This is a genomic window from Bacillus sp. MUM 13 (assembly GCF_001866725.1).
Classification (GTDB): domain Bacteria; phylum Bacillota; class Bacilli; order Bacillales; family DSM-1321; genus Peribacillus.
In genome coordinates this window covers 1-26,675 of record NZ_MLYQ01000020.1, presented here as the reverse complement: position 1 = coordinate 26,675, position 26,675 = coordinate 1, and the positions used below count along the sequence as shown (strand labels likewise).

25 protein-coding genes and 1 pseudogene are annotated in these 26,675 nt (G+C 43.1%); 24 read left to right on the top strand and 2 right to left on the bottom strand.

Annotated features, from left to right (window positions below):
* Positions 1-94: 94 nt before the first annotated feature.
* Positions 95-904: an N-acyl homoserine lactonase family protein gene (locus tag BIV59_RS06915; RefSeq protein WP_071350735.1), complete on the top strand. Its 810-nt coding sequence runs from the start codon at positions 95-97 to the stop codon at positions 902-904.
* 410 nt (positions 905-1,314) lie between these two features.
* Here BIV59_RS06915 and rpsT read toward each other — a convergent pair whose 3' ends face one another.
* Positions 1,315-1,578, bottom strand: coding sequence for a 30S ribosomal protein S20 (gene rpsT, locus BIV59_RS06910; RefSeq protein WP_071350734.1), 264 nt, complete (start codon positions 1,576-1,578; stop codon positions 1,315-1,317).
* Positions 1,579-1,856: 278 nt separating this feature from the next.
* On the opposite strand from rpsT, the gene gpr reads away from it, so the two are divergent.
* From gpr to deoC, 15 genes and pseudogenes are all read left to right on the top strand, one after another.
* A complete protein-coding gene (gene gpr, locus BIV59_RS06905) occupies positions 1,857-2,975 on the top strand; it encodes a GPR endopeptidase (protein ID WP_071350733.1) in 1,119 nt (372 codons plus the stop codon).
* Positions 2,976-3,068: 93 nt separating this feature from the next.
* Positions 3,069-4,268 (top strand): stage II sporulation protein P, encoded by a 1,200-nt coding sequence (gene spoIIP, locus BIV59_RS06900; RefSeq protein ID WP_071350732.1) that lies wholly within the window; start codon positions 3,069-3,071, stop codon positions 4,266-4,268.
* 21 nt (positions 4,269-4,289) lie between these two features.
* The gene (locus tag BIV59_RS06895) at positions 4,290-4,625 is read left to right on the top strand and encodes a YqxA family protein (RefSeq protein WP_071350731.1); all 336 of its coding nucleotides are present in this window, start codon (positions 4,290-4,292) and stop codon (positions 4,623-4,625) included.
* Between the two features lie 132 nt (positions 4,626-4,757).
* Positions 4,758-5,494: pseudogene (locus tag BIV59_RS22740) on the top strand (IS1595 family transposase).
* 74 nt (positions 5,495-5,568) lie between these two features.
* The gene (locus BIV59_RS06885; protein WP_071350729.1) at positions 5,569-6,054 is read left to right on the top strand and encodes an HIT family protein; all 486 of its coding nucleotides are present in this window, start codon (positions 5,569-5,571) and stop codon (positions 6,052-6,054) included.
* 459 nt (positions 6,055-6,513) lie between these two features.
* Positions 6,514-8,349: a translation elongation factor 4 gene (lepA, locus tag BIV59_RS06880; RefSeq protein ID WP_071350728.1), complete on the top strand. Its 1,836-nt coding sequence runs from the start codon at positions 6,514-6,516 to the stop codon at positions 8,347-8,349.
* 86 nt (positions 8,350-8,435) lie between these two features.
* Positions 8,436-9,566, top strand: a complete 1,131-nt coding sequence (hemW, locus tag BIV59_RS06875) for a radical SAM family heme chaperone HemW (RefSeq protein ID WP_071350727.1) — start codon at positions 8,436-8,438, stop codon at positions 9,564-9,566.
* A 103-nt stretch (positions 9,567-9,669) separates the two neighbouring features.
* Positions 9,670-10,701 carry a heat-inducible transcriptional repressor HrcA gene (hrcA, locus tag BIV59_RS06870; RefSeq protein ID WP_071350726.1) on the top strand — a complete coding sequence of 344 codons (1,032 nt, stop codon included), beginning with the start codon at positions 9,670-9,672 and terminating at the stop codon, positions 10,699-10,701.
* An 84-nt stretch (positions 10,702-10,785) separates the two neighbouring features.
* A complete protein-coding gene (gene grpE, locus BIV59_RS06865) occupies positions 10,786-11,367 on the top strand; it encodes a nucleotide exchange factor GrpE (RefSeq protein ID WP_071350725.1) in 582 nt (193 codons plus the stop codon).
* Between the two features lie 45 nt (positions 11,368-11,412).
* Positions 11,413-13,248, top strand: a complete 1,836-nt coding sequence (gene dnaK / locus BIV59_RS06860; RefSeq protein WP_071350724.1) for a molecular chaperone DnaK — start codon at positions 11,413-11,415, stop codon at positions 13,246-13,248.
* 359 nt (positions 13,249-13,607) lie between these two features.
* Positions 13,608-14,744 (top strand): molecular chaperone DnaJ, encoded by a 1,137-nt coding sequence (dnaJ, locus tag BIV59_RS06855; RefSeq protein WP_071350723.1) that lies wholly within the window; start codon positions 13,608-13,610, stop codon positions 14,742-14,744.
* Positions 14,745-14,761: 17 nt separating this feature from the next.
* Positions 14,762-15,703 (top strand): 50S ribosomal protein L11 methyltransferase, encoded by a 942-nt coding sequence (gene prmA / locus BIV59_RS06850; protein WP_071350722.1) that lies wholly within the window; start codon positions 14,762-14,764, stop codon positions 15,701-15,703.
* Between the two features lie 64 nt (positions 15,704-15,767).
* Positions 15,768-16,517, top strand: coding sequence for a 16S rRNA (uracil(1498)-N(3))-methyltransferase (locus BIV59_RS06845; protein WP_071350721.1), 750 nt, complete (start codon positions 15,768-15,770; stop codon positions 16,515-16,517).
* A gap of 5 nt (positions 16,518-16,522) precedes the next feature.
* Positions 16,523-17,875 (top strand): tRNA (N(6)-L-threonylcarbamoyladenosine(37)-C(2))-methylthiotransferase MtaB, encoded by a 1,353-nt coding sequence (gene mtaB, locus BIV59_RS06840; RefSeq protein WP_071350720.1) that lies wholly within the window; start codon positions 16,523-16,525, stop codon positions 17,873-17,875.
* A 209-nt stretch (positions 17,876-18,084) separates the two neighbouring features.
* Positions 18,085-18,756, top strand: a complete 672-nt coding sequence (deoC, locus tag BIV59_RS06835) for a deoxyribose-phosphate aldolase (protein ID WP_071350719.1) — start codon at positions 18,085-18,087, stop codon at positions 18,754-18,756.
* 126 nt (positions 18,757-18,882) lie between these two features.
* On the opposite strand, the gene BIV59_RS06830 is transcribed toward deoC, so the two are convergent.
* Positions 18,883-19,809 (bottom strand): Na/Pi symporter, encoded by a 927-nt coding sequence (locus tag BIV59_RS06830; protein WP_139194329.1) that lies wholly within the window; start codon positions 19,807-19,809, stop codon positions 18,883-18,885.
* A 214-nt stretch (positions 19,810-20,023) separates the two neighbouring features.
* Here BIV59_RS06830 and rpsU point away from each other — a divergent pair, with 214 nt between their 5' ends.
* The 8 genes from rpsU to BIV59_RS06785 all read left to right on the top strand — a co-directional run bounded on the left by rpsU (position 20,024) and on the right by BIV59_RS06785 (position 26,501).
* Positions 20,024-20,197, top strand: coding sequence for a 30S ribosomal protein S21 (gene rpsU, locus BIV59_RS06825; protein ID WP_028391853.1), 174 nt, complete (start codon positions 20,024-20,026; stop codon positions 20,195-20,197).
* A 14-nt stretch (positions 20,198-20,211) separates the two neighbouring features.
* A complete protein-coding gene (locus BIV59_RS06820) occupies positions 20,212-20,658 on the top strand; it encodes a GatB/YqeY domain-containing protein (RefSeq protein ID WP_071350718.1) in 447 nt (148 codons plus the stop codon).
* Positions 20,659-21,164: 506 nt separating this feature from the next.
* On the top strand, positions 21,165-22,472 hold the full coding sequence (locus BIV59_RS06810; protein ID WP_240501862.1) for an NfeD family protein: 1,308 nt from the start codon (positions 21,165-21,167) through the stop codon (positions 22,470-22,472).
* Positions 22,473-22,499: 27 nt separating this feature from the next.
* On the top strand, positions 22,500-23,486 hold the full coding sequence (gene floA / locus BIV59_RS06805; RefSeq protein ID WP_071350750.1) for a flotillin-like protein FloA: 987 nt from the start codon (positions 22,500-22,502) through the stop codon (positions 23,484-23,486).
* Positions 23,487-23,499: 13 nt separating this feature from the next.
* Positions 23,500-23,982 (top strand): hypothetical protein, encoded by a 483-nt coding sequence (locus BIV59_RS06800; RefSeq protein WP_071350715.1) that lies wholly within the window; start codon positions 23,500-23,502, stop codon positions 23,980-23,982.
* A gap of 62 nt (positions 23,983-24,044) precedes the next feature.
* Positions 24,045-24,329: a sporulation protein YqfC gene (gene yqfC, locus BIV59_RS06795; RefSeq protein WP_071350714.1), complete on the top strand. Its 285-nt coding sequence runs from the start codon at positions 24,045-24,047 to the stop codon at positions 24,327-24,329.
* An 18-nt stretch (positions 24,330-24,347) separates the two neighbouring features.
* Positions 24,348-25,535, top strand: coding sequence for a sporulation protein YqfD (yqfD, locus tag BIV59_RS06790; protein ID WP_071350713.1), 1,188 nt, complete (start codon positions 24,348-24,350; stop codon positions 25,533-25,535).
* 3 nt (positions 25,536-25,538) lie between these two features.
* Positions 25,539-26,501, top strand: coding sequence for a PhoH family protein (locus BIV59_RS06785; RefSeq protein ID WP_071350712.1), 963 nt, complete (start codon positions 25,539-25,541; stop codon positions 26,499-26,501).
* Positions 26,502-26,675: the final 174 nt, after the last annotated feature.

The following is a 26,675-nucleotide window of genomic DNA, read 5'->3' as shown; positions in this document are numbered from 1 at the left end:
TAGGGATTATTCAGCTAAAGACACAGTTATTTAAAAGGAATTTATCAGGGAGAATGAGAAATTTGAAATTAGCTGTTCCTAAAGGGGAATTAGGATGAGAGTACATATATGGCATACTGGCAGGGTTTATATTGATCAGGCGTTAGCTTTTCGAGAGAGAGGAATGCACCCTATCCCGTATTCTGGCTGGTTTAGGGGAGAAAGTAAAAAGATGTGGGTTCCTGTTTCCACTTACCTTATTGAGCATCCAAAAGGCCTAGTTTTGGTAGATACAGGCTGGAATGAAGAAATCAGGATTAACCAAAAAAAACATTTAGGACGTTTAGCATATTCTATGTTCAGAGGAGAACTTCCTCATGGGGAATCAATATCCGAAAAATTAAATTTTATGGGGATAAAAAGCAGCGAAATTGACTTTGTTTTATTAACACATCTACATTCAGACCACGTTAGTGGATTAAGCCATTTGCAAGATGCAAAAAAAATATATACAAGTGAATTGGAGTGGAAGGCAGCAAATAAAAATGCTGGTTACATAAAGTCAATGTGGGAAGGTATACCGATTGACACATTTAGTTTGGAAGATATACCATATGGTCCTTTTAATAAAGGGATTGATTTTTTTGGAGACGGCACGTTATTTTTAGTTCATACTCCCGGTCATAGTGAAGGCATGTTTTCTTTACTCGTTCAATTAAATGATGGCTGGCTGCTATTAGCAAGTGATGTTGGCTATGCGAAAAAATCCTGGGAACAAATGATTTTGCCTGGTGTTACATCTAATAAAGCTAATGCAAAAAAATCATTAGAATGGATACGCAGTTTTTCAAAAAGGGAGGATTGTTTGCGCGTCATTGCGAATCACGATTCAGAGATAAGTCCTTTTACTATTGAATCAAGATAAATTCAGTTTAGAAAAAGGTAATAGGTAATGCCTTACACAGTTCATTTATGTGAAGAATTGCACTTGAAAAGACTAGTCTTTCTGTAATTGAATAACAAACTAGCGTAATGGACGGGCTATTTGAAGAAAATTAAACCAATGAGGGTAAGCGGGTTATCTATAGTGGTAACGTATACTTTATATTCTTTTATTTTAAATAGGTGTTTTACACAACATTGTTTTTTTGTGAACTTTATTGATTGCAGCGGAAATCTCCCGGCGAGTTTAATATAGTAAATTGTCTATGGGAAAACCCTCGCGGCCGTAAGCCCATTAATGAGGAATCATGCAAAAAGGTGACAGCCATAATGGCCGTCACCTTTTTGCAGCGTGAAAAAAACGACCCGGGTGGATCGTTCGTTGAGCATTCATTAAGCGTTTAAAGAGTTAAGTCTTTTCGTTAAACGAGATTTTTTACGGGCTGCCGCATTTTTATGGATTAATCCTTTAGATGCAGCCTTGTCTAATTTTTTAGAAGCAGCTAATAGAGCTTCTTTTGCATTGTCTGCACTGTTAGCTAATGCAGTTTCAGCGACTTTCACTGAAGAGCGCATGTTAGACTTTACAGTTGCGTTTTGAGCGCGGTTAGTATCGCTTGTTTTTACGCGTTTAATTGCAGATTTAATGTTTGGCATTCCGTTCACCTCCTACACAAGAAATCGAGATTATATGAACTCGACTTTTCAAATCTATACCAAATAGCACAAGTGATATTTTATCAGACTGCTCCCTATAATGCAATACTCTGAATCAGAATCGAAAAGGAATTATTTTTTTAAGACCAAGCTTTATCTCGTTACATATCATTGTATCAAAAGAATAAAGAATAAAAAAGCAATATCGGAAGAATGTTTATAAGAAAGTATGGAGAGTACTAGATTATATTCTTTTACAGATGGGAGAACAAGCTTTGATGAAAAAGAAATTGGATGTTAGCCAATATTCAGTACGGACAGATCTTGCTGTAGAGGCAAGGGAGCTTGTCATGGACAACAATGGAGTTGCGGGTGAAAAAGATGTTTCTCATATTGAAGGTGTCATCATTAAGGAAAAGGATGTTGATGACCTGAAAATTTCTTTGATAGAAGTAACAGCAGAAGGCGAAAAGCATATCGGCAAAAAGCCAGGCAGCTATTTAACGATTGAAGTACAGGGAATCCGGCAGCAAAATACGGAAACCCAGCATAAGGTAGAGCAGGTATTTGCTAGTGAGCTTGGAAGTTTTATAAAAGGAATGGGCATCACAAAAGACAGCAGCTGCCTTGTAGTCGGACTTGGGAACTGGAATGTGACTCCTGATGCTTTAGGGCCGGCAGTAGTGGAAAATCTTGTGGTTACCAGGCATTTATTTCAGCTTCAGCCGGAATCCGTCGAGGAGGGATACAGGCCAGTAAGCGGCATTGCTCCTGGAGTTATGGGAATTACCGGCATCGAGACGAGTGACATCATCCTTGGGGTGATTGAAAAAAGCAAGCCGGACTTTCTCATTGTGGTGGATGCGCTCGCCGCACGCTCTCTTGAGAGAGTCAATGCCACAATCCAGATCTCAGATACAGGCATCCATCCAGGCTCCGGAGTCGGAAATAAAAGAAAAGAACTCAGTAAAGAATCGCTGGGAATTCCAGTCATTGCTGTAGGCGTGCCAACTGTAGTGGACGCGGTTACGATTACGAGTGATACGATTGACTATATTTTGAAGCATTTTGGCAGCGAGCTAAAGGAGGGTGACAGGCCATCGAGGGCACTCGCCCCTGCAGGGTTCAGTTTTGGAAAAAAGAAAAAACTGACTGAGGAAGATTTGCCTGATGAACAGCACAGACAGACCTTTTTAGGCATCATTGGCACCCTTGGAGAAGATGAAAAAAGGAAACTCATCCATGAAGTGCTTTCGCCTATCGGACATAATCTGATGGTGACGCCTAAGGAAGTGGATGTATTCATAGAGGATATGGCCAATTTACTAGCGAACGGATTGAATGCAGCCCTCCATGAAGCCATCAACCAGGGGAATACGGGCTACTATACGCGCTAAAGAAACTAGCTTTTTTCAAAAAACCCGTTCTACTTCTTCTAGTATCTTCATAAGCATTACTAGACAAGCTTTAGAAAGGGTGACAAAGAAAAGATGCGAAGAAACCGGCATACAGGTATGATCACAGTTATCAATGGCTCAACGATTATTAAGGGTTTTCTTTCGATTCTGGTTCTGCTTCTTTTCATTTTTTCGGCGAGCGGGGTTCTCACATCTCTGCGGCCAGAGTATAGGATTTCATCCGGTTCGGTCAATTCGGTTGCCAACCAATTTTCAGGAAAAATGCTCTTCTCCATGCTGGCGAGCGAAAATCATTACTTTTTTAACGCACTCCCAGGAGGAGAGCCTGCCGTTAGCGTGACTCCCCAGCTTTTAAAGCTGACAACCAATATTTCTATGGATGATCCCAGAAGCCTTCTAGGCAGGGAACTGCCAGGCTTCTCGATATTTGATACGGAAATCCTCGTGGCAGGAAAAGGGACGAACTATACCAATATGCCTTATGAATCGTCGCCTCCAGGTGATGTAGCGGAAAATGGAAAGGATGCTGCACTCCAGAATGTGGATCAAATAAAAGAACCGCAAAAGCAGGTATCCCAGGATCCTAAAATGACTACTGGCGGGCGAAAAGTGGTTTTGATATATAATTCGCACAACAGGGAATCCTTTCTGCCTTATCTCAAAGGTGTGACAGATCCGAATATGGCGAGCCATTCAAAAATCAATGTAACCAAGCTAACTGATAAGCTTGTACAGGATTTAAATGATAAGGGGATAGGATCCCAGGCCAGCAAGACAGATATCCTTGCAAGGCTTAATCAAAAAGGTCTGAAATATTCCAGGTCCTATCAGGAGGAAAGAGGCGTCTTGCAGACAATGATCGCCTCCAATAAGAATCTTCAGTATTTTGTCGATATTCACCGGGACTCGAGGCGCAAAAAAGACACTACTATTGTGCTGAACGGAAAAAGCTATGCCAAGATTGCTTTTGTAATTGGAGGGAAAAATGCCAATTATGAAAAAAACGCTGCACTCGCAAGCAAGATGCATAAGGCGCTTGATAAAAAATATCCCGGATTATCAAGGGGAGTGCTGCTGAAAAAAGACAAAGGTGACAATGGTGTGTATAACCAGGATCTTTCCTCGAATGCCATGCTTATTGAAATTGGCGGAGTGGATAATAATTTCGATGAAATGTACCGGACAATTAATGCCTTTGCAGATGCATTCAGTGAAATCTACTGGGATGCTAAATCCGTAAACGGATCATCAGGCAGTCCGGCAGCAAAATAACCGCAGAAAGGAGCTGTTTCCATGTTTCGGTTTTCAATGAAATGTCTAGGCGTAACACTTATCTTATTCCTTGGGGTCCTGATCGGCATGCAGTATGCCAATCAGGGAATGAAAACGATGAAAGGCTTCAATGACCCTAAACTGTACAATGCATTCACAGTGAAGGAATCCAAAAAGGGCAATATGGAAGCAGCCATTCTCGGCGAAAAAGTAACCAGCCACGACCTTGAAAAAAAGAAAGAAAAGCTCCAGCAGCTTAAAGCCTATAATGTTTTTTCATCGGCAGGAAAGCAGCTGTCGCAATCTTTGACAAGTCTCTTCGAAAAAACGGCAGATAAAATAGGCGGCACCCGCTGAAAAAGCTGGAATCAGAAACCACTTGTGATGTTGGTTTCTTTTTTTTGGCTCTGTCAAAGGTCGTTGTTGATATTTATTTAAAAGGAACAAAGGTTCTATAATAGGGTCATCAAATATGAGTTGGTGATAACTGTGAGAGCAACCGAAATCCTCAAAGCCATTCAAAAACTTAATCCAGCAGAAACGCATCGGTTGCGAGAATATTTAATCGATGCTCTTACTGTGTCATCCTAAACAGGGACGGTTTTGCAAGAAATCTCAGAACGTAAGAACTAAGGAAGGCTTTCATTGTACTGATTGTGAGTCGAAGTATATTGTACGTTTTGGGAAGTATTCTACTATCGTGGATGGTCAAGAAGTGAAGAAACAGCGTTATCGCTGTAAAGGGTGTAGAAAGACTTTTACTGACTTCACCAATACAGCACAATACCGAACACGTCATCTTAATCATTGGACGAAATTCATGAAATGTATGATTGAAGGATATTCTCTTCGTAAAACGGCAGAGTTAATTGGTACCAAGAGACCGTGACAAAGCGACCTTTTCACAGACATTAGAAATGGGGCGGTTAACCAAAGAGCAATTAAACAAAGCTATTGGGCATAAACTTTCAAACAAAAATGTGTTGTGCACCTATGCTTGGCGTGCCTTTAAAACCTATGCCGCTGAAAATGATATGGACATTTATCAATTCAAATCTGATGATAAAACTCGGACTAAGGGTCTATATCATATTCAAAACGTCAACAACTACCACCGCAGTCATCAAAGAAATGAAGTCACGATGAAAGATATGATAGTAGTGGGGAATTTAATTCCAAACAAGGAAACATATGATACATTTAGGGTATCTAAGTTCGAGATATAAACTATATTTTTCAATCAATTGGAGTTGTTATCCGGAATAAAAAACTATACTATTTTCGTTCGGGGGAAAAACACTTGAGAAAAATCACCTTATCAAATGGAGAAACGGTAGAAGTTGAGTGCCTTAGTTGTGCATTAACAAGTGGATTAGTTGAACCAGAAGGAGGCGTAGTTATTGAAACAGAGCACTTTCACGCCCATCAAGATGTCGCTTATCCAATTAGAGGGCTAATAATTTTAGCTTCCAAAAGACACATCAAATGTTTAGATGATTTAACCGAGTCCGAAAGATTAGACTACATAAACATTTTAGCAAGAATAAGAAAAGCACAAAGAGATGCTTTAGGGATTGAATATGTCTATTATTTTTACAACGAAGACACCACCCATCATTTTCATACTTGGATGGTTCCAAGATATGAATGGATGTATGAATTCGGGCGTTCAGTTGAGTCAGTTCGACCAGTATTACTTCACGCTAGAAATGAAATGAATAACAAGGAAAATGTTGAAGAAGTTATGGAAGCCATCAACATTCTTACCGAAGAGTTAAATAAATAATTTTAAGAAATTCCGTTTTTAGGAAGTTCTCTTTTTTTTAGGCTCTTTTCTTAATGATTGTTGTTTTTTAATATGTTCCGTGAAGCGATTCCGTTGTTAAACCGGGGATTGGAGTCTCGCACCTTACGCTCCAATCAGCTCTGTTTAACAATGTGATTACCTTATAAAGCTTATTAAAAACATTAATTTTCAAGAAGGCTGTTTTCGTAAACTGTGCACTGAACAGGGGGCTGATTTCCGCTTCAGGATGCTCTTGTCCTTGTTAGCCCCTGTCTTCAGAGCCTAGCTTGCTGTGCAAAAGACCTCACGAGCCAGGAAGGCAAAGGTCAGCCTTCCAGTCCCATGCGCCTATTTGCTTCGCAAGCTAAACAGGCGCATCCGCTTTTCTTGTTGAATCTCTCTTTTTGTACTGCTATAATCAAAAATAGTGCATTGTGTCGACAAGTAGGAGTGAATGTTATGAATAGAGAAGAAAAGTTAAAGAGGCAATCTAAAATTCGTAACTTTTCGATTATTGCTCATATTGACCATGGTAAATCTACATTGGCGGATCGTATTTTAGAAAAGACGAACGCTTTGGCTCAGCGCGAGATGAAGAGCCAGCTTTTGGATTCGATGGACCTTGAGCGTGAACGGGGAATTACGATTAAATTAAATGCTGTTCAATTACGATATACAGCCAAGGATGGAGAAGAGTACATATTCCATTTGATTGATACACCAGGGCATGTCGACTTCACTTATGAAGTATCGCGTAGCCTTGCTGCCTGTGAAGGAGCGGTCCTGGTTGTGGATGCTGCCCAGGGTATTGAGGCGCAGACTCTGGCCAATGTGTATCTGGCTTTGGATAATAACCTTGAGATTATTCCGGTTATCAATAAGATCGATTTGCCAAGTGCCGATCCTGAACGGGTCCGCGGCGAAATTGAAGATGTAATCGGGCTGGATGCGAGCGATGCCGTTCTTGCCTCTGCAAAAGCAGGGATTGGGATTGAAGATATCCTTGAGCAGGTTGTAGAACTTGTTCCTGCCCCGCAAGGCGATCCGGAAGCACCTTTGAAGGCGCTGATTTTTGACAGCTTGTATGATGCTTACCGCGGAGTTGTTGCTTACATCCGTATAGTTGAAGGCTCTGTCAAAGTCGGCGATAAAATTAAAATGATGGCAACGGGAAAAGAATTCGAAGTCATCGAACTCGGTGTGTTCACGCCAAAAGCTAAGCAGCTGGATGAATTGACTGTGGGAGATGTAGGTTTCCTGACAGCCGCCATTAAAAATGTCGGCGATACGCACGTGGGGGATACAATTACAGGTGCCAAGAATAGTGCTGCTGAAGCACTGCCCGGCTACCGTAAATTGAACCCGATGGTATACTGCGGTTTGTATCCGATTGATTCAGCCCGTTTCAATGATTTAAGAGATGCGCTGGAAAAGCTTGAATTGAATGATTCTGCGCTTCAGTTCGAACCGGAAACCTCCCAGGCCCTAGGCTTCGGCTTCCGCTGCGGATTCCTTGGACTTCTTCATATGGAAATCATCCAGGAGCGTATTGAACGCGAATTTAAAATTGATCTGATTACAACAGCACCAAGTGTAATTTACGATGTTATCTTAACGGATGGCACCCAGCTGAAGGTGGATAACCCTTCCAATATGCCGGATCCCCAGAAAATAGACCGTGTGGAAGAACCTTATGTAAAAGCGACCATGATGGCACCTAATGAATTCGTAGGGGCGATTATGGAGCTTTGCCAGAATAAACGGGGAAATTTCATCGATATGCAGTATATGGATGAAAACCGTGTCAGCATTGTATATGAAGTTCCGCTTTCTGAAATTGTTTATGACTTCTTTGATCAATTGAAGTCCAATACAAGGGGATACGCTTCATTTGATTATGAAATGATCGGCTATAAAACCTCTAAGCTTGTGAAAATGGATATCCTTTTGAATGCAGAAACAGTTGATGCCTTGAGCTTTATTGTTCACAACGATTTCGCCTATGAACGCGGCAAGCTGATCGTTGACAAACTGAAAGCATTGATTCCAAGACAGCAATTCGAGGTGCCGATCCAGGCTGCCATCGGGCAAAAAATTGTAGCACGTTCAACAATCAGCGCCATGCGTAAAAACGTGCTGGCAAAATGTTACGGCGGAGATATTTCCCGTAAACGTAAATTGCTTGAAAAGCAAAAAGAAGGTAAAAAGCGGATGAAGCAGGTTGGTTCTGTAGAAGTGCCGCAGGAAGCTTTCATGGCGGTTCTGAAAATGGACGACACGACTCCGAAAAAATAAATAAGCAAAAAAAGAGGTTAGACCGGTCACAACTGACATCTAGCCTCTTTTTCTATCTTGTAAGCCAGACTAAAAGGGTGATGACAATGATTAAAAGTGCATATCTTCACATTCCGTTTTGTGAGCATATTTGCCATTATTGCGATTTTAATAAAGTTTTCCTGCAGGGGCAGCCTGTAGATGAATATCTGAAGAGCATGAAAAAAGAAATGGAGCTCTCCCTCCGCACATACACGGCCGGCAATCTTGACACTATTTTCGTCGGAGGAGGTACTCCGACTTCCTTAGATGAAAAACAGCTGGAATATTTGTGTGCATCCATTAAAGAAACCCTTCCTTTTAACGAAAATACTGAATACACATTTGAAGCCAATCCCGGAGATTTATCGGCTGAGAAGCTGAAGGTGCTTTATGACTCAGGTGTAAACAGGCTAAGCTTTGGGGTGCAGAGCTTTAATGATGAGCTATTAAAGAAGATTGGCAGAACACACAAGGCTTCGGATGTATATGAAACACTTGAAAAAGCCAGGGCGGCCGGTTTTACTAATATCAGCATTGATTTAATATACGGTCTTCCAGGGCAGGAAATGGAAGACTTCAAAGATACTTTGAATAAGGCGATGGAGCTTTCGCTTCCTCACTTTTCAGGATATTCATTGATTGTTGAGCCAAAAACTGTTTTTTACAACCTTATGCAAAAAGGAAAGCTCAATCTGCCGCCGCAGGAACTGGAAGCGCAGATGTATGAGGTGCTGATGGAAACGATGGGCAAGCATGGCCTCCGCCAATATGAGATTTCGAACTTTGCAAAGCCTGGTTTTGAAAGCAGACATAACCTGACATACTGGAATAATGAAGAGTATTTCGGGTTTGGGGCAGGGGCGCACAGCTATACATCAGGGAAAAGAATTGCCAATTACGGACCCCTGAAAAAATACATGACCCCTATTTCAGAGGGAGAATTGCCTGCAATGGAGGAGCATACTGTTTCTATAAAAGAAAAAATGGAAGAAGAAATGTTTTTAGGCCTCCGAAAAGCAGAGGGCGTTTCACTTGCGCATTTCAGGGAAAAGTTTTCTGTAGAAATGAAGGAGATTTTCGGGAAACCGCTCGAAGAACAATTCTCAAAAGGGCTGCTGGAAGAAAGAGCCGGCACCGTCCGTTTGACCCAACAGGGAAAGCTGCTGGGCAATGAAGTCTTTCAATCATTTTTATAAGAAAAAAAGAAATGTTTATCCGTTGACATCATTGGCTTCATTTGTTAATTTATTAGTAGTATTAGCACTCAGTGGTATAGAGTGCTAACAGAGGTGATCAAACATGTTAACTGATCGTCAATTGCTGATCCTGAAGGTTATTATCGATGACTTTATTAGAAATGCTCAGCCGGTAGGCTCGCGAAGCTTGTCAAAAAAAGAAGAAATCACCTTTAGTTCAGCGACAATCCGCAATGAAATGTCGGATCTTGAAGAATTGGGCTTTATCGAAAAAACTCATACTTCATCAGGGCGTATCCCGTCTGAACAAGGGTATAGATACTACGTGGATCATCTTCTCCACCCGCAAAGGCTTAAGAAGGATGACAGGGCAATGCTGCAGTCCATTTTTGCTGAGCGGATTTATGAACTGGAGAAAATTGTCCAGAAATCTGCAAAGATCCTTTCTGAATTAACAAGCTATACAAGCATCGTGCTGGGCCCGAAAGTGAAGGATAATAAGCTCCGGAAGATCCAGATTGTCCCTATCAGCCAAGATACAGCTATTGCCATTATCATAACGGATACCGGGCATGTGGAAAACAAGATGATTTCCCTGCCGCCGTCCTTCGATTTGAATGAAATTGAAAAGATGGCGAACATCCTTAATGACAGGCTGGCTGGAGTGCCGCTTGCAGAGCTGAAGGATAAAATTTATAAAGAAGTTGCCGTGCTTTTGAGGCAGCATATCCATGATTACGGTACAATTGTATCGTCTCTGGCAGATACTTTTGCGGTTTCCGAAGCCGGAAAAATCTTTTTTGGCGGCAAAACCAATATGCTGAAGCAGCCTGAATTTCATGATATCGAAAAAGTGACATCACTGCTTTCGATGATTGAACAGGAACAGGGAATGTATGATTTGATCAAACAAAACCCAGCTGGTATCCATGTGAAAATCGGCCGGGAAAATAATAATACGGTACTTGATGACTGTAGCCTGATTACTGCCACTTACTCAGTGGGCGAGGAGCAGGTTGGCACAATTGCAATCCTGGGACCTACAAGAATGCAGTATTCACGAGTCATCAGTCTATTGGAATTTTTCTCGAACGACATGACCGCACTTTTGACAAGATTGTATCAAAACCATTAGCAAAGGCAATATTGGTAGGGGGATGAATATCCTCCCTGCTTAATATTCCTAGCATATAAACAACCCTTTTAGGGAGGTGAAATTGTGACAGAAGAAAAAAAGAACGAATCAACTGTTGAAAATGAGACAGCTGCAGAAACTGAGGCTGATGCTATATTTGCAGAAGGTGATGTTCAGGATGAGAATCTCCAAGCATCTGAAGAAACGACGGATTCATCCGCTAAAATCGCTGAATTGGAAGCGAAAATAGAGGAGATGGAGAATCGATACCTTCGCCTTCAGGCTGATTTTGACAATTCACGGCGCCGTTCGAAATTGGATTTTGAAGCGGCTCAAAAATATAGAGCTCAGAATCTTGCTTCTGAACTTCTTCAGGCCCTTGATAACTTTGAAAGAGCCATTAAGGTGGAAGCTGATAATGAGCAGACTAAATCCTTGCTTCAAGGCATGGATATGGTGCATAAGGGCATTTTAGCTGCACTTAAAAAAGAAGGCGTTGAGCCGATTGAATCAGTTGGAAAAGAATTTGACCCCCACTTGCACCAGGCTGTAATGCAGGTAGAGGATGAAAATTTCGAATCCAATGTGGTTGTGGAAGAATTCCAAAAAGGATACATGCTAAAAGATCGGGTCCTTCGCCCTGCTATGGTCAAAGTGAACGGATAATCCGATTATAATCGGTTACATACGAAAACGGGAGGTAATGGAAAAATGAGCAAGATTATTGGTATTGACTTAGGTACAACGAACTCTTGTGTCGCTGTACTGGAAGGCGGCGAGCCTAAAGTAATTCCGAATCCGGAAGGCAACCGCACAACTCCTTCAGTTGTTGCGTTCAAAAATGGGGAAAGACAGGTCGGTGAAGTTGCAAAACGCCAATCGATCACAAATCCTAATACAATTATTTCAATCAAACGCCATATGGGTACAGCTCATAAGGTAGAGGCAGAAGGAAAAGAATATTCTCCTCAAGAAGTTTCTGCAATCATCCTTCAGTATTTAAAATCATATGCTGAGGAATATCTTGGAGAAAAAGTTACAAAAGCAGTTATTACGGTTCCTGCTTACTTCAATGACGCTGAGCGCCAGGCAACTAAGGATGCAGGGCAAATTGCCGGACTTGAAGTAGAGCGCATCATCAATGAGCCGACTGCAGCAGCACTTGCATACGGTTTGGACAAAACAGAAGAAGACCAGACAATCCTTGTTTTTGACCTTGGCGGCGGTACTTTCGACGTTTCCATCATGGAGCTTGGAGATGGCGTATTTGAAGTTAAAGCGACTGCAGGAGATAACAGATTGGGCGGAGACGACTTTGACCAGGTCATCATCGACTATCTGGCTGCTGAATTCAAAAAAGAAAACGGTATTGACCTTTCTAAAGATAAAATGGCTCTTCAGCGTTTAAAAGATGCTGCTGAAAAAGCGAAAAAGGATCTTTCAGGCGTTACTTCAACACAAATTTCACTTCCTTTCATTACAGCTGGAGAAACAGGACCTCTTCACCTTGATGTGAACCTTACAAGAGCGAAATTTGATGAGCTTTCTTCAAGCCTTGTAGAACGCACAATGGGACCTACTCGCCAGGCACTTAAAGATGCAGGCCTTTCACCATCTGATATCGATAAGGTTATCCTTGTCGGCGGATCTACCCGTATTCCTGCTGTTGTGGAAGCGATCCGCAAAGAAACAGGAAAAGAGCCGCATAAAGGCGTAAACCCTGATGAAGTAGTAGCAATGGGTGCTGCAATCCAGGGCGGAGTGCTTACAGGCGATGTGAAGGATGTTGTACTTCTTGATGTAACACCTCTTTCTCTTGGAATTGAAACAATGGGCGGAGTATTCACAAAATTAATTGACCGCAATACAACGATTCCTACAAGCAAGTCACAGGTATTCTCAACTGCTGCAGATAACCAGACTGCTGTTGACATCCATGTGCTTCAGGGTGAGCGCCCAATGGCAGCCGACAACAAAACACTTGGCCGTTTCCAATTGAGCGATATCCCGCCGGCACCACGCGGAATCCCTCAGGTTGAGGTTACATTTGATATTGATAAAAACGGCATTGTAAATGTTCGCGCTAAAGATCTTGGCACAAACAAAGAGCAGGCCATCACAATCAAATCATCATCAGGCCTTTCTGATGAAGAAATCGACCGCATGGTACGCGAAGCGGAAGAAAATGCGGAAGCAGACAAAAACCGCAAAGAAGAAGTTGAGCTTCGCAACGAAGCAGATCAGCTAGTATTCCAAACTGAAAAGACTTTAAAAGATCTTGAGGGCAAAGTAGATGAAGCAGAAGTTGCTAAAGCAAACGAAGCGAAGGATGCTTTGAAAGAAGCGATCGAGAAAAATGAAATCAGCGATATCCGTGAAAAGAAAGATGCACTTCAGGAAATCGTGACGAATCTTTCCGTGAAGCTTTATGAAGAAGCTGCAAAAGCCCAGCAGGCTGCTCAAGGCGGAGCTGACCAGCAGGGAAATGGCGACGATAACGTAGTGGACGCTGAGTACACAGAAGTTAACGACGACGATAAAAAATAATTCAGCTAAAAAAAGCTGAATTGGCTACCATTAAAAAAGTCAAAGTCAGGGTTTCTTGGCTTTGGCTTTTTTTAAATGAGACGTATTGTTTATCTCTGAAGGTGCGGGATTCCAAAGGCGGGCTGCCGGCCGAAGTCCCCTTGCCTGAAAGTGGTTTTCGAAATGGCGGTAAGATGCAATCGGAACATGGTTAATTTTCCCTTTAGCTGGAAATGGATGAAGCTGTATGCATATGATAAAGGGTCCTGTGTTAAATGATGGGAGCAGTCATTTGCCGGCCTTACTTTTTACCTTGCACTTTAACTTTAAAAAATGATAATATTATCTTTATGTGAAACGGATCGGGAGTGGATTAATCTATGAGCAAACGTGATTTTTACGAGGTATTGGGAGTGTCGAAAAGTGCTTCCAAAGATGAAATAAAGAAAGCATACCGCAAGCTTTCCAAACAATATCATCCTGATATTAATAAAGAAGCAGATGCGGCAGACAAGTTCAAGGAAATCAAGGAAGCTTATGAAGTATTGAGCGATGAACAAAAGAAAGCCCATTACGACCAATTTGGGCATACAGACCCTAATCAGGGCTTTGGCGGTTTTGGCGGCCAGGACTTTGGCGGCGGCGGTTTTGGCGGGTTTGAAGATATCTTCAGCACGTTCTTTGGCGGCGGTGGCGGCAGAAGGAGAGATCCGAATGCACCAAGGCAGGGTTCAGACCTTCAATACACCATGACTCTTTCTTTTGAAGAAGCTGTTTTTGGAAAAGAGACGGAAATTGAAATCCCGCGTGAAGAAAATTGCGATACTTGCCACGGAACTGGTGCAAAGCCTGGCACTAAGGTTGAGACATGTTCGCACTGCCACGGAACAGGGCAGTTAAATGTAGAGCAAAATACACCAATCGGGCGGATTGTGAATCGCCGCACCTGTCATCATTGCCAGGGAACTGGAAAGATCATTCCGAATAAATGTTCAACATGCCACGGAGCAGGCAAGGTTCAAAAACGTAAAAAAATCAGCGTAAAGGTTCCGGCCGGTATCGATGATGGCCAGCAGCTGCGCGTTTCAGGCCAGGGCGAACCAGGTGTAAACGGCGGTCCTGCAGGAGATTTATACGTCGTATTTAACGTTCGCGGCCATGAATTCTTCGAGCGTGACGGCGACGATATTTATTGTGAGATGCCAATAACCTTTACACAAGCAGCTTTGGGTGACGAAATAGAAGTACCGACCCTGCACGGCAAGGTAAAACTGAAAGTTCCTGCCGGCACGCAAACAGGCACTCGATTCCGCTTGAAAGGAAAAGGTGTTTCTAATGTCAGGGGCTATGGCCAGGGAGACCAGCATGTGGTCATTTTGATTGTTACACCGAAAAAATTAACGGATAAACAAAAGCAATTGCTTAGGGAGTTCTCTGAAATCAGCGGTCAATCTGCACCTGATGAACACGAAGACGGCTTCTTTTCAAAAGTAAAGCGTGCCTTTAAAGGCGAATAAGGGGAGAGTTTTGCAATATGAAGTGGTCAGAACTAACAATCCACACAACAAATGAAGCAGTAGAACCAGTTTCCAATATTCTGCATGAAGCAGGTGCCAGCGGGGTCGTCATTGAGGACCCTGCCGATTTGGTAAAAGAACGGGAAAATGTATTCGGTGAAATCTACCAGCTAAATCCTGCAGACTATCCGCAGGAAGGTGTAATCCTGAAAGCCTATCTGCCTGTCAATAGCTTTCTTGGTGAAACGGTAGAGGAGATCAAGGACGCAATCAATAATCTTCTCCTTTTTGATATCGACCTTGGAAGAAACTCGATTTCAATCAGTGAAGTCAATGAAGAAGAGTGGGCAACTGCCTGGAAAAAGTATTATAATCCCGTAAAAATTTCGGAAAGATTTACAATTGTTCCTACCTGGGAAGAATATACACCAGTCAAGAGCGATGAACTTATCATCGAGCTTGATCCGGGAATGGCGTTTGGAACAGGCACACACCCTACGACTGTTATGTGCATCCAGGCACTTGAGCGAACAGTGAAGCATAATGACGTGGTTGTGGATGTCGGTACAGGCTCTGGTGTTCTGAGTATTGCGGCGGCTATGCTGGAAGCCCAAAAGGTGCAGGCGCTGGATCTTGATATCGTTGCTGTTACTTCTGCTAAGCTGAATGTAAAGCTCAATAAGGTGCAGGATATTGTTTCTGTCACCCAGAACAATTTGCTTGATGGCGTCGACGAAGCTGCTGATGTGGTTGTTGCCAATATTTTGGCGGAAGTCATCATTAGATTTACTGATGATGTAGCTAAAGCAGTAAAACCGGGCGGATATTTTATCGCTTCAGGAATCATTCAGGCTAAAAAGCAGGATGTAAAGGATGCAATTAGCGCCTCCGGATTTACCATTGAGGAAACGATACTAATGGAAGACTGGGTTGCGCTGATTGCTAAGAGAAATCATTAAAGCGCAGCTCCGGCTTTTTTTTCGATAAACGGGAAATTCTATTACTAAAAAAGCGGGTGCCAGTATGCAGCGTTATTTTTTGAGGAAATGTGATGTTAAAGGAAATACTGTAACCATTTCCGGAGATGATTTTCATCATATTACCCGTGTCATGAGAATGGAATCAGGCTCAAAAATCATTGCTGTTACAGAGGATGGACAAGCAGGTGTTTGTGAGATAACAGATATTTCCAGCGATTCGGTGATCGGTAACGTTATAGAATGGAAGCATGAAGAAAAAGAACTGCCCGTTTCTGTAACCATTGCGAGCGGTCTTCCTAAAGGGGATAAATTGGAGTATATCGTCCAAAAAGGCACTGAACTTGGTGCTGCAGAATTTATCCCTTTTATTGCGGCCCGTTCCGTCGTAAAATGGGATCAAAAAAAAGCCGGCAAAAAAACAGAGCGCCTGCAGAAAATTGCAAAGGAAGCGGCTGAACAATCCCACCGCACAATTTTGCCGAATGTGCAAGAACCAGTTTCCCTTACGGAGCTTGCGAACCTTTCTGGATTCCATGTGAAACTGATAGCATTTGAAGAAGAAGCAAAGCGGGGCGAAACCAGCATATTAGCCTCTTTACTTGGCAAGGCAGAGCCCGGACAGAGAATTTTATTTGTCTTTGGTCCTGAGGGCGGCTTGTCAGAGGCTGAAATTGAAAAGCTAAGCGATGCAGGGTTTATTTCTTGCGGGCTTGGGCCAAGGATATTAAGGACAGAAACAGCACCGCTATATGCATTAGCGGCTGTATCTTATCATTTAGAATTATTGAGGTGATGAAAATGGCAACTGTCGCTTTCCATACATTGGGCTGCAAAGTAAACCATTATGAAACAGAAGCCATTTGGCAGCTATTCAAAACACAGGGCTATGACCGTGTGGAATTTGAATCTCCTGCAGATGTTTATGTAATCAATACATGCACGGTTACCAACACCGGCGATAAAAAGAGCCGTCAGGTCATCCGCCGTGCCATCAGAAAAAATCCTGATGCCGTTATCACGGTGACTGGCTGCTATGCGCAGACTTCACCTGCTGAAATTATGGCAATCCCGGGCGTTGATATTGTTGTCGGCACACAGGACCGGACCAAGATGCTTCAATACATCGAGCAATATAAACAAGAGCGCCAGCCAATCAATGGAGTAGGCAACATAATGAAAAACCGGGTTTATGAAGAATTGGATGTTCCTGCTTTTACTGACCGCACCCGTGCGTCCCTTAAAATCCAAGAAGGCTGCAATAACTTCTGCACATTCTGCATCATTCCTTGGGCACGCGGCCTTATGCGTTCACGAGATCCTAAGGAAGTCATCCGCCAGGCGCAGCAGCTTGTTGATGCAGGGTATAAGGAAATTGTGCTTACCGGCATTCATACGGGAGGCTACGGTGAAGACATGAAGGATTATAATCTAGCCATGCTTCTCCGTGATATGGAAGAACAGGTGGAAGGATTAAAGCGAATCAGGATTTCTTCTATAGAAGCAAGCCAAATCACTGACGAAGTGATTGAAGTGCTGGCAAAATCCGATAAAGTTGTCCGCCATCTGCATATCCCGATCCAATCGGGTTCTGATACTGTCCTTAAACGGATGAGACGGAAATATACAATGGAATTCTTTGCGGACCGTTTAGATAAGCTTAGACAGGCATTGCCTGGGCTTGCCATTACATCGGATGTCATTGTAGGATTCCCTGGAGAAACGGAAGAAGAGTTCATGGAGACATTTTCTTTTATTGAAGAACAGAAATTTTCTGAGCTTCATGTTTTTCCTTACTCCAAACGTACCGGTACGCCGGCAGCGAGAATGGAAGACCAAATTGATGAAGAAGTGAAAAATGAACGTGTTCATCGTTTGATTGCCCTTTCTGATCAGCTGGCAAAGGAATATGCTTCACGCTTTGAAGGTGAAGTACTGGAAGTCATACCTGAAGAACGTTTTAAAGAAGCTCCTGAGAGCGGATTATACGAAGGCTATTCAGATAACTACCTGAAAGTGGTGTTCCCGGCATCGGAAGAAATGGTCGGCAAAATCGTGAAGGTCAAGGTGACAAAAGCTGGATATCCTCACAGCGAGGGCCAATTTGTTACAGTTATTGAGAACAGTTCCTTAAAAGAAGCCGTTCTTGGCTAAGAGATCACCTATATAATAACCCCCAGCAGGATTGAATGGACCGCATACAATCCTGCTGGGGGTTTTTGTTTTGGATAGATGGATTTTAGTGAAAGCGTGTTTAATATTATTTTTTGGGTAATATGTAAAGAGCTCGTCAATTTATCTTAAACATGTTATAGTTGAGAGGTACGTACATCTCAATAGCTGTTTTTGAAAGGAGTTTCACTATGAGCCAAAATGTAGCAGGCCTAATAGATCACACGCTGTTAAAGGCAGAAGCAACAAAAGAACAGGTAAGAATTCTATGCGAGGAAGCTAAAGAGCACCATTTCTTTTCTGTTTGCGTAAACCCGACATGGGTCAAATATGCAAGCGAATTGCTTCAGGGTTCAGACGTTAAGGTTTGTACTGTAATCGGTTTCCCTTTAGGAGCCAATACACCTGAAACGAAAGCGTTTGAAACGAAAAATGCAATTGAAAACGGTGCACATGAGGTTGATATGGTCATTAATATCGGCGCTCTGAAAGACAAAGACAATGAAGCTGTAAAAAAAGATATCCAGGCAGTAGTTGCAGCTGCAACTGGCAAAGCACTGACAAAGGTTATTATCGAAACTTCTTTGCTTACTGAAGAAGAAAAAGTCCGCGCTTGTGAAATTGCGGTTGAAGCAGGTACAGACTACGTGAAAACCTCGACTGGTTTCTCAACTGGCGGAGCCACTCCTGAGGATATCGCATTAATGAGAAAAACAGTAGGACCGGATATCGGCGTCAAAGCTTCAGGCGGCGTTCGCAATACTGAAGATGCCAACAAAGTAATCGAAGCAGGAGCAACCAGAATCGGTGCAAGTGCGGGTATTGCGATCATTAAAGGGCTTACTTCTGATTCTGACTATTAAGATAAAGATAGGAAAAAGCGTGAACGGTGGCATTTTGCCTGCCGCACGCTTTTTTCGTTTAACTTTATTTTCCCCACAGATGATAAACCTGCCCTCTCTGTCCCCGTGAGTCAAGATGCTTACTTTCTAAGTACGGGGCTTATGAAGAAATAAAATAAAACGGGCATAGTGGTGCGAAAAGGGAAGCACAATGATTGAAGTTGCTGCATTAAACAAGACACTTGCATGGGCCAGCTGTGTTTCCTTGGCATCTGTAAGGTATGCTGCAGCCTGCTGAAGCTGGTGAATAAAAGGAAAAAATGCAAGCACGCCGATAACATTGAGCCAGATATGTGCGTAAGCCGTAAAAGCTGCTTCCTTTCCTGATCCTATGCTTGCCATATATCCAGTAATGCATGTCCCGATATTTGAACCCAGCATGATGGCAATGGCTGTATCCACAGTCAGCTGATTTCCCATCAAAAAGCTCATGGCAATTCCTATTGTGGCTGAGCCTGAATGTATGAGCGCTGTTAGGGCCATCCCGATCAGCAGGGCCAGAAACAGGTTTTTTTCCATGGCCTGAAGTACCTGATTTACAGCTGGATAAGCTGTAAGGGTGCTGGAAAGCATTTTAAAACCGCTCATAGCGGCAAAGATGGAAGATATTCCGATGAAGGCCATGCCAAGGCTCCGGGCCAGTGATTTTGGGATGAACAGGAGCATAGTGCCTAAAACTATTCCGGGAATGATAATGCGGTCAAGTGAAAAGGACATGAATTCAGCGGTAGCCGTAGATCCTATATTAGTTCCAAGGATAATGCCGATTGTCTGCGGAAACGTCAGGCTTCCTGCAGATACGAGACCAACCGTCATGACCATAACTGCGGAACTGCTTTGAAGAATGCCCGTAATAATGGTTCCCGACAGAAAACCTTTCCAGGGAGCATCTGTGACTTTGGATAGAAATTCTTTTAATTTATCTCCTGAAAGCTGAAATAATCCCTTTCTCAGCACAAGCATCCCTAGTAAAAACATTCCGATATACAGGGAAAAAAGCAGTAAAACATGCAAGCCGCCTCACCTCTTATAACCAGTGTATGGACAAGTTGATTATCCAATGACTGGTTTTTAACACCTGTAACACCGGGAACATTTTGGCGGGAAGCGAAGAAGTTTCACAATTTCAGTTGACCTGCCTTTAGGCTTATATTATAATGGTTTAGTACATGTTATAGCATGTTGACAACTATGATTTATTGTGTTGTTCTCGGAGGGAGGGAAAGAGATGTCTAAAACCGTCGTTCGTAAAAACGAATCGCTTGAAGATGCTCTTCGTCGTTTCAAACGTACTGTATCTAAAGCAGGATCGCTTCAGGAAGCACGGAAGCGCGAATTTTATGAAAAGCCAAGCGTAAAACGCAAGAAAAAGTCTGAAGCTGCCAGAAAACGTAAATTCTAAGAGAGGGTGGAATTATGAGTCTTCTCGAGCGTTTAAATAATGATATGAAACAAGCGATGAAGGACAAGGAAAAGGATAAACTCTCTGTCATCCGCATGCTTAAAGCTTCCCTTCAAAACGAAGGAATTAAGCTTGGCAAGCAGGAAATGACAGCAGAAGATGAATTGACAGTGCTCTCTCGCGAATTAAAACAACGCAAAGACTCCCTCCAAGAGTTTGAAAATGCAGGTCGAATCGATCTCGTGGATAAAGTCCGAACCGAAATAGGATACGTTGAGGCATATATGCCAGAGCAACTTTCAGAAGATGAAATTTCCAATATTGTTTCTAAAACAATTGAAGAAGTCAACGCATCATCTAAAGCTGATATGGGTAAAGTTATGGGAGCGCTTATGCCGAAGCTAAAAGGCAAGGCGGATGGTTCAATCGTTAATAAACTGGTGCTTGAACGCCTTTCATAATTCTATACCTGACTATAAACCGCAGGCAATGCAAATTGTCTGCGGTTTTTTAGTAAAGTGAAGTGAATGAATATTCACTTATTTTATTCGTATGAATCATGGGTTTTGTTATTCTGAAATCCAGCTTCAGCGCCTAGCCCCTCGAGGTCATAAGTGAATTGAAGGCAAAAAGCGCCTTCTATTCTGATGCGTCTTATGCTATTCGGGGCCCCCAGGATGGGGGTCACAAAGACGTTGCCGCAGGACGCGGCGCTCTTAGTCTTTGATCCACTGACCAGGCGCTTACGCTTTTTTTATTCAATCCAGCTGCAGCGCCTAGCTTGCTGTGCAAAAGATGTTTTGGCCTCAGAAGGCAAAGAGCGCCTTCCAAGGCCAAAACCCTATTTGCTTCGCAAGCTGAACAGGCGCTTCCGCATTTTTATTCATGAAACTTTTTTGTTTTACATACGTAATAATTAGGTAGGCAGGAAAAGTGAAAGGAGGAGCTGCTTCTGAAAAAGGCTTTGGTGTTCTTTTTATTTCTGTTCATTCTAATCCCCTCATATTTTTCTTCACATCAAGCTGAGGCTAAAGGCAAGCCGGTTTATATTGTCCCTATCGAAAATACTGTTGAAGACGGTTTGTATGCCTTTTTGTCCCGTGCTCTGGACAAGGCAGAAAAGGATCATGCCAGTCTTGTAATCTTTGAAATCAATACGCCCGGCGGTCTGGTGGATTCTGCCGGGAAAATAGCGAAAATTCTGGGAAATACGCCTCTTAAAACCGTTGCATATGTGAATAATCGTGCATTATCGGCTGGCGCCTATATTGCGCTTAATGCGGATCAAATTTATATGGTTCCAAGTGGCGTTATGGGGGCAGCGGCTGTTATCGATTCTTCTGGGAATACGGCAGAAAAAAAGGCGCAGTCATACTGGCTTGCAGCCATGAAGACGGCTGCTGAACAAAATGGGCGCAACCCTCTCTACGCTCAAGCGATGGCGGATGAGAATGTTGATTTGCCTGAATATGGGGCTGAAAAAGGAAAACTTCTCACTTTTACCTCGGCACAGGCTGAAAAAGCTGGCTATAGTGAAGGGACTGTTTCAGGAAAAAATGAACTATATGAAAAGCTGGATATCACTGCTGCAGATGTGAGGCCAATCGATGAAAATATTGGTGATAAACTGGCGAGATTCATCACAAATCCGGTCGTAGTCCCGATTCTTTTGACTATTGCTTTACTTGGCATTGTAATTGAATTATTTACGCCGGGATTTGGTATTCCTGGCATCATTGGAACCATCTCCATTGTGCTGTTTTTCTATGGCCATCTTGTTGCCGGAATGGCTGGTTATGAATCTATCGGCTTATTTGCAGCAGGAGTCGTCCTTGTGCTTCTCGAGCTGTTTGTGCCTGGAGGAATCATTGGCGCCTTTGGGCTGGCCGCTATCGTCGGCAGCTTATTTTTGGCCGCAGAAAGTGCTGTTGAGATGGCCATTTCACTGTTAATTGCACTGGCGGTATCCGTTATTGCAGCCATACTATTTGTAAAGGTGTTTGGTAAAGAAATGAAATTTTTCAAAAAAATCATTTTGACTGATTCAACGAATACAGAACAAGGATATATTTCTAGTCCGGACCGCTCCGACCTTCTCGGGCAAACGGGCATGACCCTTACAGATCTGCGCCCTGCCGGCACTGTGCTTATCGGGGAGGAAAGGGTAGATGTGGTGACAGAAGGCGGGTTTATTTCAAAAAACTCGGCTGTCAGGGTCGTTAAAACAGAAGGATCGCGAATTGTTGTACGAGAGATAAAAAATAAACAATCTTGACTAACAGGAAGGATGAAGACGTTGGAAATGACTTCTGGAACTATTTTTTTATTGCTGATTATTGTGGCTGCAGTTATTGTTTTAGCTGTTCTGCTTACTTTTGTGCCGGTTATGCTCTGGATCTCAGCCCTTGCGGCAGGAGTGAAAATCAGCATATTCACGCTTGTGGGAATGAGGCTGCGCCGTGTTATTCCAAGCAGGGTGGTTAATCCTCTGATCAAGGCTCATAAAGCAGGGCTTAGTGTAACGACAAACCAGCTGGAAAGCCATTATCTTGCAGGAGGAAACGTAGACCGGGTAGTAAATGCACTTATCGCTGCCCAGCGCGCGAATATCGAGCTTCCTTTTGAGCGGAGCGCTGCCATTGACCTGGCCGGCCGTGATGTATTGCAGGCTGTACAAATGAGTGTTAATCCTAAGGTAATCACGACTCCGTTCATAGCGGGGGTGGCGATGGACGGAATTGAAGTAAAGGCGATTGCACGTATCACTGTACGTGCGAATATTGACAGGCTGGTAGGGGGTGCGGGTGAGGAAACCGTCATTGCCCGTGTCGGCGAAGGCATCGTATCCACCATTGGTTCTTCTGAGAATCATAAAAAGGTGCTGGAAAATCCTGACATCATTTCAAGGACCGTTCTATCGAAAGGTCTGGATTCCGGTACGGCATTCGAAATTTTGTCCATTGATATTGCTGATGTTGAAATCGGCAAAAATATCGGTGCCATCCTGCAGACAGACCAGGCAGAGGCTGATAAGAAGATTGCTCAGGCAAAAGCAGAGGAGCGCCGCGCTATGGCTGTGGCACTTGAACAGGAGATGCTTGCACGCGTGCAGGAAATGAGAGCTAAAGTGGTGGAATCAGAAGCTGAGGTGCCTTTGGCTATGTCTGACGCATTAAAGAATGGAAACATCGGCATCATGGATTATATGAACTATCAAAATCTTTCTGCAGATACAGATATGAGAAATTCTATCAGCAATGGGACTAAAGATCCTAAAGATAAAAAGTAAGGGAGGCGTTTAGATGCATTCCTTGACCGATTTGATCTTAAATAACATCTGGAGCATTATTGTTCTGATTGGAATCATATCTTCTGCAGCTGGAAAAATAAAAAAAAGCACAGAAAAGCATTCGGCTGGAGGGCATAATAACAGGAAGCAAATAAGCAGGAAAGAACCTGCGGAGAAGCAGGAAGAAGTACATGAGAGACACCAGGTGCCAAAGCCCCTTTCTGAAGCATTAAGGGAAGAAAGCGCCCGGGAAGAACTTGCGAGACTTTCTCAGCAGGACGCCATCATACGCCAAAGGCGAATGGAGGAGAAAATGATGTCTGTGCGGCCGTCAGCCATCAGAGATGAATCCAGCCCTGTGTATAGGCAGGATTTAGCCTTCACAAGGGAAAAACTCGCGGAAGGGATCATACTTGCCGAAGTATTGGGTCCGCCGAGATCGAAGCGTACGCTTCGGCAGGTGCGCGGTACTGCTGGTCATGGCCGGCGAGGATAGAAAAAATTGTGCTAGAACCCCTTTTCATTTCATACATTGAGATGAAAGGGGGTTCTTTTTTTATGGCGCGAAAATGGGGGCAGAAACTTAAACGGCTAATGGTGCAGACCATGGACCTACCGCAAGATGTCATGATGGACCTGCCGCGCATTACAATTATTGGCCAATTACATATTTATATAGAAAATCACAGAGGACTCCTGACTTTTACAGATACAGAAGTAAGGCTGATGCTGAAAAAGGGGCAGCTTTTGATAAAAGGAAATGCCTTTGTTATTAAAACGATTTTACCTGAAGAAATCATGCTTCAAGGAACGATAGATAAGGTTTATTTTATCAATGAGTGAGCTTGGGGGAGGCGACCCATGAAAAATCAATGGACAAACAAGTATAAGGGCTATGTCAAGGTAAAAGCGTATGGCCGGGGGATAGAGCGTCTTATTAATACGCTGACCAAACAAGGCATTCCGATATGGGATGTCAGGCGCTCGGGAACAGATGAAATCCTTTTTATGATGGAATTCAGGGAGATTTCCCGGCTTAGGCAGGCTGTAAGGAAAAGTGACTGCAAGGTGAAATTCGAAGGAGGATTCGGAGGGCCGTTTTTTCTGAAACGCATGAAAAAAAACAGCGGATTCGTTGCTGGCCTTTTTGCTTTTTTGTTTTGCATTTTCATGCTGTCGAACATGGTTTGGGGCATACAGATTCATAATGCTAAGCCCCAGACCGAGCATGCCATACGCAAAGAGCTGGACAGGATGGGAGTCAAGATCGGCAAGGTGCAATTTTTTGTGGATGATCCGGAGACCATCCAGCGCAAATTATCGGACCGTATCAGTGCCCTGACATGGGTGGGAGTGGAACTGAAGGGGACAACCTTCCATTTCCAGGTTGTAGAAAAGAAACAGCCTAAAGCTGTGAAAAAAACTTCTCCGCAAAACCTGATTGCCTCAAAAAAAGCTGTTATTACTTATATGTTTGTGGAAAAGGGACAATCTATGGTTAAAGTGCATGATTATGTGGGCAAGGGACAGCTGCTGGTCTCCGGCTTCATCGGAAACCCTGAAAGTCCGAAGATTGTTCCGGCAAAAGGAGTAATCATGGGTGAAACGTGGTATAGAGCTACAGCAGAGGTTCCTTTGGCAACTAAGTTCTCTGTCTATAACGGAGACGAAAATGTCCGGCACTATCTGAAGCTTTGGAATATCTCCATTCCCGTCTGGGGATTTAAAAATCCCGGATATAAGAAATATGTAGAAGAAGAAACAGTCAAGCCTTTTCATTTCCTCCAATGGGAACTCCCTTTTTCCTATAAAGTAAAAACAAAGCGGAGCAAAGAGGAAATTACCCGCGTTTATACGGAAAAAGAAGCAGCGGCAAAGGCAATGGCAGATGCAAAAAAACATTTGGAGAAAAAACTGCCTGATGATGCTAGGATAACTGGGGAGAAAATTTTGCATGAAAGCATAGACAATGGTAAAGTAAAATTATCTATTCATTACCAAGTAATTGAAAATATTGCAGCTGGACAACCAATCATTCAAGGAGACTAACGAATGCCAGAAGATGTAAAAGTAATAAACTTAGAGCTCGAATCGCCTAATGAAGCCCAGGCTTTACTGGGAAATGCTGATTCTAATTTAAAAGTGCTTGAAGAAGAGTTTAATGTATCGGTCATTACACGCGGCGGCGGCATCATGATTGCGGGAGAGGAAGAACGGGCGCTCGTTGCCGGCGATATCCTGAACGCTTTGCTTTCAGTTATCCGCAAAGGGATTTCCATCAGCTCACGGGATGTTATTTATGCCATTGAGCTTTCAAAAAAAGGAACGCTTGAATACTTTGGCGATCTTTACGAAGAGGAAATTGCAAAAACGGCCAAAGGCAAATCCATCAGGGTCAAAACCATCGGCCAAAGGCATTATGTGCAGGCGATAAAAAAACAGGATTTAGTATTCGGAATCGGACCAGCGGGAACGGGGAAAACCTACTTAGCTGTCGTAATGGCGGTCAATGCCTTGAAAAATGGCCAGGTTAAACGGATTATTTTGACAAGGCCTGCAGTAGAGGCGGGCGAGAGCCTCGGGTTTCTTCCAGGTGACCTAAAGGAAAAGGTAGATCCCTATCTCCGGCCGTTATATGATGCCCTTCATGACTTTTTAGGCATGGAACAGACCCAAAGAATGATTGAACGGGGAACCATTGAAATTGCTCCCCTTGCATATATGAGGGGAAGAACGCTGGATGATGCATTTGTCATCCTCGATGAAGCACAGAATACCACCCAGGCGCAAATGAAAATGTTCCTGACACGGCTTGGATTTGGATCAAAAATGGTCATCACTGGAGACAGAACACAGATAGACCTGCCCAAAGGCGTAAAATCAGGCTTAAAACGGGTTGAGGAAATTTTAAAGGGTGTTAAAGGACTTTCTTTCACCTACCTGGAACAAAGCGATGTTGTTCGGCACCCGCTTGTTGCGAAAATCATTACCGCCTATGACGAAGCAAACGAATAAAAAGGGAAATCCGCCGCACATTATATGCTGGCGGATTTTTCGTTCCCGGCATAAGTAGGATGAAATAAATTCATAAAACTGTTATGATTTTACATAATCAGATTTTGACAGCGAAAGATAATATAAACCATGCTTGCTGTGACCCGTGCTTATGCGGGCACTTAAAGCTTTTCT